General features: G+C 45.8%; 11 protein-coding genes. 10 read left to right on the top strand and 1 reads right to left on the bottom strand.

The window, feature by feature from the left end; all coding sequences use genetic code 11:
- Window positions 1-30: 30 nt before the first annotated feature.
- The gene (locus OW491_RS17155) at window positions 31-939 is read right to left on the bottom strand and encodes a LysR substrate-binding domain-containing protein (protein WP_290037116.1); all 909 of its coding nucleotides are present in this window, start codon (window positions 937-939) and stop codon (window positions 31-33) included.
- Between the two features lie 111 nt (window positions 940-1,050).
- Here OW491_RS17155 and OW491_RS17150 point away from each other — a divergent pair, with 111 nt between their 5' ends.
- From OW491_RS17150 to OW491_RS17105, 10 genes are all read left to right on the top strand, one after another.
- Complete coding sequence (locus OW491_RS17150) at window positions 1,051-2,211, top strand: alpha-hydroxy acid oxidase (RefSeq protein WP_290037114.1); 1,161 nt, start codon at window positions 1,051-1,053, stop codon at window positions 2,209-2,211.
- 404 nt (window positions 2,212-2,615) lie between these two features.
- Window positions 2,616-3,473, top strand: a complete 858-nt coding sequence (locus OW491_RS17145) for a delta-class carbonic anhydrase (RefSeq protein ID WP_075178347.1) — start codon at window positions 2,616-2,618, stop codon at window positions 3,471-3,473.
- Between the two features lie 199 nt (window positions 3,474-3,672).
- Window positions 3,673-4,848, top strand: coding sequence for an FAD-dependent oxidoreductase (locus tag OW491_RS17140; protein ID WP_290037112.1), 1,176 nt, complete (start codon window positions 3,673-3,675; stop codon window positions 4,846-4,848).
- A gap of 116 nt (window positions 4,849-4,964) precedes the next feature.
- Complete coding sequence (gene arsS / locus OW491_RS17135) at window positions 4,965-5,915, top strand: arsenosugar biosynthesis radical SAM (seleno)protein ArsS (RefSeq protein WP_215152252.1); 951 nt, start codon at window positions 4,965-4,967, stop codon at window positions 5,913-5,915.
- 11 nt (window positions 5,916-5,926) lie between these two features.
- Entirely contained in the window at window positions 5,927-8,077 is a 2,151-nt protein-coding gene (locus tag OW491_RS17130; protein ID WP_290037110.1) for a bifunctional TVP38/TMEM64 family protein/FAD-dependent oxidoreductase, read from the top strand.
- Entirely contained in the window at window positions 8,077-8,913 is an 837-nt protein-coding gene (locus OW491_RS17125) for a DUF547 domain-containing protein (protein ID WP_290037109.1), read from the top strand. Before OW491_RS17130 ends, OW491_RS17125 begins: the two co-directional genes overlap by 1 nt.
- On the top strand, window positions 8,900-9,583 hold the full coding sequence (locus tag OW491_RS17120) for a TIGR04283 family arsenosugar biosynthesis glycosyltransferase (protein WP_075178352.1): 684 nt from the start codon (window positions 8,900-8,902) through the stop codon (window positions 9,581-9,583). Before OW491_RS17125 ends, OW491_RS17120 begins: the two co-directional genes overlap by 14 nt.
- A complete protein-coding gene (locus tag OW491_RS17115) occupies window positions 9,580-10,233 on the top strand; it encodes a TIGR04282 family arsenosugar biosynthesis glycosyltransferase (protein WP_215152256.1) in 654 nt (217 codons plus the stop codon). The genes OW491_RS17120 and OW491_RS17115 overlap by 4 nt, the downstream gene beginning before the upstream one ends.
- Complete coding sequence (locus tag OW491_RS17110; protein ID WP_178969005.1) at window positions 10,230-11,582, top strand: sodium:proline symporter; 1,353 nt, start codon at window positions 10,230-10,232, stop codon at window positions 11,580-11,582. The genes OW491_RS17115 and OW491_RS17110 overlap by 4 nt, the downstream gene beginning before the upstream one ends.
- Window positions 11,579-12,421, top strand: coding sequence for a metallophosphoesterase family protein (locus OW491_RS17105; protein WP_290037107.1), 843 nt, complete (start codon window positions 11,579-11,581; stop codon window positions 12,419-12,421). Before OW491_RS17110 ends, OW491_RS17105 begins: the two co-directional genes overlap by 4 nt.
- The last annotated feature ends 77 nt before the right edge of the window (window positions 12,422-12,498 follow it).

Genomic DNA, 12,498 nt, shown 5'->3' with positions numbered 1-12,498 from the left:
CATTTCAGGCCAATAAAGCGCAGAGAGGTCTTATAATGAATGACTCTCAATAATTTGATCAGCCAACCACGCTCTAAACGCCTGTAATACTGGATGACCCTCTTTGTCTGGGGAATACAGTAAACAATAGTCTCGCTTTGCCGATAATCCCTTAAAAGGTAGCTCCACCAGCTCCTTACTGTTGAGCTCGTTTTCTACCAAACAACGAGCTACCAGCCCAATCCCTATTCCTAACACGGCTGCCTGTATAAGATGAATAGTCGTTTCAAATTGCGGACCTGCTAATGCGGACCTAGGGTTTATTTGATATTGAGTGGCTAACTCGCGCCACGCTTCTGACCTAGCCATAATATGCAAAAGTCGAAAGGAAAATAGATCCTCTATACTTCTTACGGGATTCCTCACTAATAACTTTGGGCTACACACAATAATCATTTCCTCAGGTACGATTCGCTCCGACAGCAATCCAGAAAATGGCTCTACTCCTACATTAATAGCCGCATCAAGCCCTGTACCTTGAAGCACATACTCACCAATACGAGAATGAATATGGACAACCATATTAGGGTGTTGCTGATAAAAACTCGCCAGCTTTGGAACAAGCCACCGCGAAGCAAAAGTGGGCAACGCACCCAAGTTCAACTGCCCTCCTTCCCCACCGTAAAAAGCCAAAGCTCTTGTACTAGCCCCTCTAATACGTGCCAATGCCGGTGCAATATCTAGGGCATACCTACGCCCCACTTCCGTCAACTCTATATGCCGCCCACAGCGTATGAATAACGGTAAATCTAAAGCGCCTTCCAATGCAGTTACCTGCCTACTAATAGCACCTTGTGTTAAAGAAAGCTCATGAGCTGCTTTGGTAAAGCTCCCCAACCGCGCCGAAGCCTCAAAGGCCATCAGCATAGAAAGCGAAGGGGTTATTTTTTTAAGGTTCATTATTACAATAACTCATGAGATTAATGATATTTACTCGTTTTACCATACACATCATGCATGAAAAAATAATTTCTTACCTAATAACTAAAATTACAATGTAAGGGAAACGCCATGTTTGATGGGAATTTATCAAAAATTTTTTGTTTAGATGACTTCGAAGAAGCAGCTAGGCGGCACCTCCCCAAGCCATTATTTGGTTACGTTAGCGGTGCAACCGAAACCAACTTGTCGCTACGGAATAACCAAACGAGCTTTCAACAATGGAGTTGGGTGCCTCATGTTCTTAGGGATGTATCAAAACGTGATACCTCCATAAAACTTTTCGGCCAAACATTTAGCGCACCATTTGGCATTGCTCCTATGGGCATATCAGCTTTAACAGCCTATCGCGGAGACTTACAACTAGCTAACGCCGCCAAAGACCACAATATCCCTATGATAATGAGCAGCTCATCTTTGATTCCTATGGAGGAAGTGTCTGCACAATCTGATCAAGCTTGGTTTCAAGCCTATTTACCTAAAGAGGAAACCGATGCGGTCGCTTTAACACACCGCGTAAATCAGGCTGGTTTTAAAGCGATTATCGTAACGGTTGACTCCGCTGTTGTTCCAAATAGAGAAAATAATTTACGCAACCGTTTCAAGACCCCTTTAGAGCCAGACTGGCGCTTGTTATGGGATGGAGTAACTCACCCCAGGTGGGCTGTGGGCACACTACTGCGTACAATTGTAAAACAAGGAATGCCACACTTTGAAAATGTTAATGCACAAAGAGGCGCGGCACTAATTGCAAAACACGTAAATAGGGACTTTTCTGGCCGAGAGCACTTAGACTGGGAAATGATTACCACAGTCCGTCGCAACTGGGAAAAGCCGCTAATATTAAAAGGGATCCTTAATGTAGAAGATGCCTTAACTGCCAAAAAATTAGGCATAGACGGGATCATTATATCTAACCATGGGGGCCGTCAATTAGACGGCGCTATATCACCAATCCATGTTTTAGAGCGAATAAAAAACGCCGTGGGTGGCTCCATGGTAGTGATGATTGATAGCGGTTTTCGCCGCGGCACAGACATACTTAAAGCGATGGCACTGGGAGCAGACTGCGCTTTTATTGGTCGGCCTTTTAATTACGCAGCTGCCATTGGAGGTTACGACGGCGTTGCACATGCGATCCAATTATTAAAATCCGAACTGCACACAGATCTGGGGTTATTGGGTGTTAATACTCCTCAAGAATTAAATAAAAAATACATTGAGCAAATTTAGCGAAAAAAATTCATTGATAGAAATTTATTTTAAAAAGCTGCTCAATTGCGCAGCTTTTTAATTACCTGTTACTTTTCTCATTGAGTGTAAGTACGTGATCAGCAAACATCCTACCTATGCGCCTTCCATACATAATGTATTTATATCTAGACAAGAACAAAAAAATTAGGATAATCAATAACCTGTGCTCTTCATTGGACGTGTTAGCACAGTGGTTTACGGTTGTTTAAAGTGATAAACATGTGCCAGATTTTTCTTTTTATTTAAAAAAGCCTATCTGCATCAAGAAGCTATAGGATTTACTTGACTATCAAATCAAGTTTTAAATTCTCGTTTTTACACCAGCCATATTCCGAATAAAAAAGTAAAAAATATAACTTGTTAGTATTTAAATAGGGAAAATTATGAAAAAGGTAGTTTTTTTACTCTCAGGTGCAATGGCGGCTCTATCTATGAATGTCATGGCGCTCTCTAATGATCACACCAACGTTTCGGACGATATTGTTGCTCAACAACGAGCTAACCTTGCTAAAAACACCCAAGGCAAAGGCTTTGGCCCACAATCACCACGCAATATTGAAGCGGCCGCAGGCACAAACCCTGTAGTGTTCAATAAAGCCCCGGCTTACACCCAAATGAACTTGTGTAATATCCATATGCACAAAAATGCAGAGCATGCCGGCGGTGAGTTTTCTAAATTTGCTGGTAATGGCGATGGTATGGGCTACCAAACCGGTTATGTCTATTCGGGGACGTTAACTAAGAGTGAGTCTAAGCCGTTAAACCAAGCGGTTTGTCGTAGTGAGCACGGCGGCTTACAAACAGGCGATACGATTGAAGTTCACTATGTGCACTCTAGCGCTCAAGTTACACCTGGAGCAACTCTTGGTGCCTGCCTTAGCGACTCAATCAAAAATCCTCAATTCCGTGTTGAAACTCAAGTATTTGTTCTGGTCAATGACGACAAAGCATTGGATTTTGGCGAGTTAACACAGCACAGTGTTAGCAATGGGTATCAGCAAGCACTCAACATTCCTAACAACACGGGTACCCCAATTGAGTACGCAGGCTCAACAACAGGGCCGAAATACAACGAAGCAGGCTCCCCCTTCCAAGTCACGTGGAGCGTAAGACCAAAAGTCGCTAAAGTGGATATCAACACTGTAGGTACTTGGTGTGAAGGCAATACCTTCGAAGAAGATCACGCTCACGGTGTTCGTAACCTAGTAACTAACCCAGATCTACTCTCTCCTATGCAGTAATCGATACTATTATTAAATAGCTATTAGCCGCTCATCTGTGCGGCTATTTTTTGGTCCCATCCTTGTCCATCAACACCGCGGCTTCGTACCTTATCGCGAGCGGTTTCTTAACAGCATAAGTTAGCTCATTGCATCACTCTTATCCTGTTAATGGTTTTTCGTGATAAGCTGCCATGGAACCATTAATTTGAAATAAGCCATGACACATCTCGTTCTCCTAGGCGCAGGCCATGCGCACTTATTCGTTTTACAGCAACTACTATCGACACTCCAGAAAACGCCAGACATCTGCAAGGTGACTCTTATTTCTCCTCAACGATGGCAATTCTACTCAGGGATGATACCAGGATGGATAGAAGGTATTTACTCCATTGACCAGTGCCGGATAAATATTAAAAACCTACTATTAGGATCTGATATACGCTTCGTAGAATTAGACGCCGTTGGCATCGACTCCGACGCACAAACGATCCAACTCAGCGATGCAAGCTCGGTTCATTACGATTTACTATCTATCGATATAGGGAGCGGAGTAAAGTCTATACCGGCGTCCGATGGTGCTCAGAGCGCTTATCAATTTATAAACATTAAACCGCTCGCTCGATTTTGTGATCAATGGCACACTTTTATTGAAACAACTGCACAAACGAAAGACTCCGCCGTCACACTCGCGGTCATAGGCGGTGGGGCTGCCGGTGTTGAGCTGGCATTCGCTGCTAATGCTCGTCTTAAGCAGCTCGGCCCAAACAATAAAGTGACCCTGGTAACTGGCCAGCTGGGGGTCTTGCCTAACTTTTCTAGGATGACGCGCTGGCTAACCCATCGCCAACTCAGAGAGCAATCAATAACCGTATTGAAAGGCCATGCCAAGTCCTCAGACAAAGGTTTGATGGTTAATGACAAAATACAGCGCGGTGTAGATTGTGTGCTCACTGCAACCGGTGCCTGTGCCCTGCCTTGGCTTACCCAAACAAAGCTACAACTTGCAGAGGATGGATATATAGCTGTTGATGAGTATCATCGTAGCCTTTCTCACCCAACCGTATTCGCTGCCGGCGACACCTGTAGTCGCCGTAACTCTCCCCTTAAACGGTCTGGAGTTCATGCCGTAAGAGCAGGCCCAATACTCGCGCATAATCTTTTATCTTGTATTAAAGCGAATGCAGCTTCGCTGGAGGGCTCTGCGGGTAAAGCCCTGCCGTTAACACTGAAAGCTTTTAAGCCTCGCCGACACTCACTTTTCTTGCTCGCTAGCGGCCGACGCCACGCCATTGGCTCTTGGGGGCCATTTACTGTTGCAGGACGTTGGGTATGGCGATGGAAAGATAGCATTGACCAACGCTTCATCCATTCATTTAGTTATGACGACGAATAATTTTTTTAAAAAAATTGTAAGGAATCCAACTATCAAGCGACTAACTACTATAACTAATACATGAAAAGCCTGTCTGATGGGCTCAATGTATGATTACTGAATAGGAGCCATTTGATATGTTAAGCACGATAGAATTACTTGAAGCGACCGATTTTCCTCCATTACAACGCGATAGATTGGAAACTTTACAGGTCAATCTTGGTTATCTGTGCAATCAAACGTGCGTGCATTGCCATGTTAATGCAGGCCCCAATCGAACAGAGATGGTCTCCGACGAACTCATCGAAACCATCATAGAAGTCCTTCAAAAGCATGACATAAAAATTCTTGATTTAACCGGTGGCGCGCCAGAAATGCACTGGCGCTTTCGCGATTTAGTCTCTCGCGCTACCGCTTTGGGCGTGCAGGTCATCGACCGCTGTAACCTCACAGTGTTGTTTGAAGAGGACCAAAAAGGTCTCGCCGAGTTTCTAGCTCAACATAAAGTTCAAGTCGTGGCGTCTCTTCCTTGTTACTCCCTTGAAAACGTAGATCAACAACGTGGCAAAGGTGTATTTGACAAAAGCATAGCTGGCCTACAGCTACTCAACTCTTTAGGCTACGGAAAACCAGATTCTGGGCTTAACTTAAATCTCGTCTACAACCCACAGGGTGCTTCACTACCACCCAATCAAACCGCTCTAGAGGCCGATTTTAAGCGAGAGCTGATGGCTCACTTTGGCATCGTTTTTAATCAGCTGTTTGCCATCGCCAATATGCCAATTAAGCGCTTTGGATCTATGCTTATTTCAAAAGGTCAATTTGAGCCCTACATGCAACTGCTTAAAGATAACTTTGCAGCCGCTAATTTACCGGGCGTCATGTGTCGTTCCATGATTAGTGTCGATTGGCAGGGCTATCTCTACGATTGCGACTTCAACCAACAACTCGAGCTAAATTTAGGCGGAAAGCGTCAGCATTTAAACGATTTACTCGCACAAGATAACTACGACTCGCACATTCGTATCGCTGATCATTGTTACGCCTGCACCGCAGGACAAGGCAGCAGCTGCGGCGGCGCACTTTAGGAGTTTTACCCATGAAGAAAGGTTTATTGTTTAGCATTATTTTGGTGCTAGCTGCATTATTTTTTATTTTTGATTTACACCACTTCTTTACCCTTGAGAGCCTCAAAGGCAGCTTGGCACAATTTGAAGCATGGCGTAACGAGTCCCCTCTATTAACCGCTGGCGCTTTTTTTGGTGTCTATGTCGTAGTCACAGCCCTGTCATTACCTGGAGCCGCCATTTTAACCTTAGCTGGTGGCGCATTATTTGGTTTAGCAACGGGTCTGTTGTTAGTCTCGTTCGCTTCTAGTATTGGGGCACTATTGGCCTTCCTTGTATCTCGGTACCTTTTACAAGATATGGTACAAAAACGTTTTGGGTCACGCTTATCCACTCTCAATGAAGGTATCGAGCGCGATGGTGCTTTCTATCTTTTCACGTTGCGATTGGTTCCTATCTTTCCGTTTTTCCTCGTTAACTTGTTGATGGGCTTAACGCGCATTAAAGCGACCCAATTTTATTGGGTTAGCCAAATAGGTATGCTGGCGGGCACTGTTGTTTACGTCAATGCAGGCACACAGTTAGCCAATATTGACTCTTTATCAGGCATTTTATCCCCTGCTCTTTTATTCTCTTTTGCGTTATTGGGTGTCTTTCCCTTAATCGGTAAAAAAATAGCAACTTTTTTTCAGAAGCGCCGTGTCTATGCCAACTGGAATAAACCAAGCTCTTTTGACCGTAATTTAATTGTGATTGGCGCTGGTGCCGGTGGTTTAGTGTCGTCTTACATCGCGGCAGCGGTTAAAGCCAAAGTCACATTGGTTGAAGCGCATAAAATGGGCGGAGATTGCTTAAATTTCGGATGCGTTCCCAGCAAAGCGCTTATCAAAAGCGCCAAACTGGCTCACACCATCCAGCATGCAGAAAAATACGGTTTAGAAAGCAGCACACCACAATTTTCATTCCGCGCGGTCATGAAAAGAATCCATGACGTCATTCGCGCTATCGAGCCGCATGATAGCGTTGAGCGTTACACCGATTTAGGCGTAGATGTTAAGCAATGCTATGCAAAAATGCTGGACCCTTGGACGGTAGAAATCACGAATAACGAAGGCAATGTTGAACGCTTAACCGCCCGCAGCATTGTTATTGCCACAGGAGCTAGACCTTTTGTACCTCCTCTACCAGGCTTAGACACCACAGGCTATGTGACCAGTGATACATTATGGGACGAATTTGCTAAACGCGATGAAGTACCTAAACGATTAATCGTTCTAGGCGGTGGCCCTATCGGTTGCGAACTTTCCCAGAGCTTTGCTCGATTAGGCTCACAGGTTATTCAAGTTGAGCGAGGAGAGCGTATTTTACCGCGCGAAGATCATGAAGTTGCCTCGCTAGTTGCTCATTCGATGACTAACGATGGCGTACAAATCTTAACGCAACATAATGCCATCCGCTGCGAAGTTGTTAACGACGAGAAACACTTGATTGTTGAGCACAACGGTATTGAGTTACCAATCGCCTTTGATGAGCTACTCATTGCTGTCGGCCGCCAACCTCGCCTAACTGGCTATGGGCTAGAAGAACTGGGGATTGATACCAACCGAACAGTCACAACTAATGAATATCTTGAAACGCTCTACCCGAATATTTATGCAGTCGGTGATGTAGCAGGCCCCTACCAATTTACGCATACCGCTGCCCATCAAGCTTGGTATGCCGCCGTTAACGCACTGTTTGGGCAATTTAAGCGCTTTAAAGCCGACTACCGCGTCATTCCTTGGACAACCTTTACTGATCCCGAGATAGCCCGCGTTGGTTTAAGTGAAGCCGAGGCCGCTGAGCAAGGTATTGAAGTGGAAGTCACTCGCTATCAACTAGACGACTTAGATCGCGCTATCACCGAAAGTGAAACAGATGGCTTCGTGAAGGTACTAACGGAACCGGGGAAAGATAAAATTTTAGGCGTATGCATAGCCGGATCGCATGCGGGCGATTTATTGCCCGAGTTTGTTCTAGCCATGAAGCATGGCTTAGGTCTTAATAAAATCCTAGGCACCATTCATGCGTATCCCACTTGGGCAGAAGCCAACAAATATGCTGCCGGTGAATGGAAACGAGCGCACGCCCCACAAACGATCCTCAACTGGCTAGAAAGATATCATGCTTGGAGGCGTTCATAATGCGCTCTATAAGCCTGACTCTTTCATCCTCAAGCAAACCAATACTTGGCGTTATCGCGCTATTGATCAGCAGCTGGGTTATTCCTTACGCTGAAGCCTCTGAGCCTGATCACCAGCTTTGGAATAGCTTGCTTAAATCACATGTCATTAACATACATGATGGCCATGCAACCCAAGTCGATTACCGCGCTATTCAACAAGAAGCCGTTTTGCTAAAACGCTATCTTGATCACTTATCTGCTGTTAAGCAAAGTGATTTTGATCAGTGGTCAAACAATCAGCAACTCGCTTTTTTAATCAATGCTTACAACGCGTGGACAGTTCAGTTAATTTTGAGCCAGTACCCTAACCTTGATTCAATCAAAGATCTAGGCGGGTTATTTAAATCACCTTGGAAACAAGAATTTATACCACTTTTAGAGCAAACTCGCTCGCTAGATAACATCGAGCATACCTTAATTCGTGGATCCTCTCGCTATAATGATCCACGTATTCACTTTGCCGTAAATTGCGCCAGCATTGGTTGCCCAGCGCTCAGGGCGGAAGCCTATACAGCCGATAAGTTAGATGCGCAATTAGAAGAACAAACACAGTTATTTCTTGCCGATCAGAGCCGCAACCGCCTGCGCGATGAACGATTAGAAGTGTCATCCATTTTTAAATGGTACCGTGAAGACTTTGAAAAAGGCTGGGAAGGCGCACGCTCGTTAGCTGAATTTCTAACACATTATCGCACATCGCTTGGGCTTACCGACGACCAAAAAGGCCGCGTTATCAGTGGCGAAATCGATATCACGTTTTTAGACTATGATTGGAGGCTCAATGACAAGCCGTAACCTTGCCATCATAGTCCCAGTACTCAATGAGGTTAACGCCATTCATGACCTTATTAACCATCTGAAGCCCTACGCTGAAAGAGGTAATGAGGTACTATTCGTCGATGGAGGAAGCCGAGACGGAACCGCTGCTGCCATTCAATCCGCCGGTGGTAGGGTCATAACATCGGCCGCTGGCCGCGCTAAGCAAATGAATGCAGGCGCGCGCGCCACGAGCTCACAATACCTAGCATTTCTGCATGCCGATACACGCCTACCAAGTAACGCCGATCACATTATGGTCGCTTTACTCTCGCAGAAAACACTAGCGTGGGGGCGCTTTGATGTAAAAATTGAAGGGCAATCTCGCCTATTGCCAATCATCGCTTTTATGATGAACTGGCGTTCGCGGTTGACGCATATAGCCACGGGCGATCAAGTACTGTTTATGTCTCGATCATTGTTTGAGATTGTTGGCTGTTTCCCGGATCAACCTTTAATGGAAGACATCGAGATTTCAAAACAGCTTAAACAATGCGCCCCTCCCTATTGTGTTAAACATAAAGTAACGACGTCAGGTCGGCGCTGGGACTCGCGAGGGAGCTGGAAAACTATTGCGCTAATGTGGAAGTTACGTTGGTCCTATTGGCGAGGAGAAAGCCCTGAAACCCTAGCGGAGCAATACCGATGAAACCCCCATCCCTTACACGCGACACCACACTGGTCATTTTCGCTAAGGCTCCCGAACCAGGTTTAGCCAAGACTCGCCTCATACCGGCACTCGGTAAAAAAGGCGCTGCTCACTTGGCTGACCTATTGCTTCAAAATGCGGTTAAAGAAGCGCTTGCGACATCCTTTGAATCAATCGAGTTATGCGTCACACCGGATATGGAGCACCCATATTGGTCATCGCTAATAACTGATTCACGTATTCAATTAACTCAGCAAGTAGACGGGCATTTAGGAGAACGAATGTCCGCTACAGCCAAACGAATCATCGATAAAGGTCGCTCCGTCATTCTAACTGGAACCGATTGCCCACCCTTAACCACTCAACGTTTGTTAGCTGCCGCCTCCGCTTTGGAGCAGCATGACTCGGTTATTTATCCCGTTGAAGACGGCGGCTACTCGCTGTTAGGTATCCAACAATGGCACCCATCCCTATTTAGCGATATCCCCTGGAGTACCGATGCCGTTGCGAATATAACACTCAATCGCCTCAAGCATTTGCAGTGGTCATGCTGGGAAGGCGAATTACTGTGGGATGTTGATACCCCAAACGATTTATCACGCTTACCGTCACGCTTTGAATCCCCAGTTATTTCTTGGAGTCTAGAATGAACTACCAACTACCTGCTGTGATTGCCCTTGTGGCGGTCATTTCATTGCTACTATCGAGAAAGTCGAATCATTCAAGCGGCTTCTTTTTAGGCCAGTCGGCTTCTGGGCAAGCCCCCTCTTTAATTACCTTAGTTTTTTCTCAGGTAACAACGTGGATCTTTGCTCGATCACTACTGAATGCGGCCATATTAGGGTTTTATTATGGTATCTGGGGGACTCTCGCCTATACCGCCTATTATTTATCATTTTTCACTGGCGCTAAAATCGTCGAGCACGTTCGCTTTGTAGAAGGCTTTGACAGCGTACAAACCTTTCTAGCTAACCGATTTGGGCGCTGGGGAACATCATGCTACAACCTTGTTATTGGTGTACGGCTAACCAGCGAGGTATTCGCTAACTTACTGGTTATCGGCATACTGTTTGGCGCAGCGGGCAGCCAAGCTTATACCTTGGCTATTATAGCGGTCGCCGTTATCACTTTAGCCTACTCCATGCTAGGTGGCCTGCATGCCAGCTTACGCACCGACTTGTTTCAAATGATCGCCTTTATTGCAGTACTAGGATTGTTACTTCTGATGGTAGCTTTTGGCGGCCACTACACACTCGATCTCATTAGCTTTAAACCATTCGATATTTCACAACCAGGCCCTATTCTATTACTGGTCGCGTTACTGCAGGTCTGGAGCTACCCCATGCATGACCCGGTAATGATGGATCGTGGATTTTTAGCCGACCGTGACACGACTCGACGCAGCTTTATGCATGCCGGTTGGATTAGCATGCTGTGCATTGTCGCCTTTGGATCTTTAGGGGTGATTGCCGGAGCAAACGCCATTACAGGCGAAGATATGAACCAAGCTCTCACTCGGTTATTAGGCACTTACCCAATGCTATTGTTAAGCGCATCACTAATAATCTCAGCTATGTCGACCCTGGATAGCACCTTATCCAGTTCAGCTAAATTATTGGTCATGGATATGAAAGTGACAGCCCCCTCTGTCCGTAACGGGCGTATCGTTATGGCTGTGTTTATGCTACTTGGGTTAGCATTAGTATTTTTGGGAAATAAAGATTTATTCAGCGCAGTAGCCGTTAGTGGCACCGCCTCTATGTACCTTGTGCCGGTCATCCTGTTCAGTTTGTGGGGCAAACGCACCGACATTCCTGTCTGGAGTTATGTTGCCAGCTTTGTAATCGCAATAGCCGCCGCTGTACTCTATTTTACTGAATCATCTGGCTATTCGACGTTGCTAGGTGAAGCCCACAAATACACCAAGTTGCTGTGGTTGTCATTGCTAGTACCCGCATTAGGCTGCTTCTGTTTCTGGTGGGGAGGCCGCTCCCGATGATTCAGGATTTAGGAGAATTAACAGGGCCGGTGCTCATTTTTGGCGGCCCTTATAGCAATGCTGAAGCAACGTTAGCTATTCAAGAAGAAGCTCGCCGGTTATCGATACCTTCAGACCGAGTTATATGCACCGGGGATGTAGTCGCTTACTGCGCCAATCCAGAAGAAACTACCACTATTATCCGTGAATGGGGTATTCCGGTTGTCATGGGGAATTGCGAAGAGTCCATCGCTCAACAAGCACCTGACTGTGGCTGCGGGTTTACGGAAGGTAGCAGTTGTTCTTTGCTTTCAATTAGTTGGTATGCTTTTGCCAACCAACACATATCCAATACTAACCGCCGTTGGATGCAAACTTTACCAAGCGCCATCGACTTTTCGATGAACGGACTCAGCTTTCGCACCGTACACGGCAGCACCACACAGATAAACGAATTCGTTTTTAAAAGCACTGCATCCCATATCAAAGAGGAACAATTAACAGCCACAGGCAAAGATGTTGTTATTGGTGGCCATTGCGGCCTACCTTTTGGAGACTCCCTAGCCCATGGCTACTGGCTAAATGCTGGCGTAATAGGAATGCCAGCCAACGACGGCACCACACAATGCTGGTATTTAGTCCTAACGCCAGACCATACTGGCGTTCATGCTCAGTGGCATCGACTTGCTTACCCTTATCGAAAAACCCAGACAGCCATGCGGGATTGTTTGCTTACTGAAGGTTACTGTGATGCTTTAAGCAGTGGGCTATGGCCCAGCATGGATGTATTGCCCGACTACGAAAAAAGCCAACAAGGAACTCCCTTACAAATAGAACCGTTATTCATAGAACGTCATTAAGCGTATTGCATAATGCACTCACTAAGGCCAGCCGTTGACTCTCCTGGCCTTTCTTTTATTTTACCATCGACTTACAC

The organism is Neptunomonas sp. CHC150 (genome assembly GCF_030397555.1).
Lineage (GTDB): Bacteria > Pseudomonadota > Gammaproteobacteria > Pseudomonadales > Balneatricaceae > Neptunomonas > Neptunomonas phycophila.
Note: the sequence above shows the minus strand (reverse complement) of the source record. Positions and strands in the feature narration are given on the sequence as shown.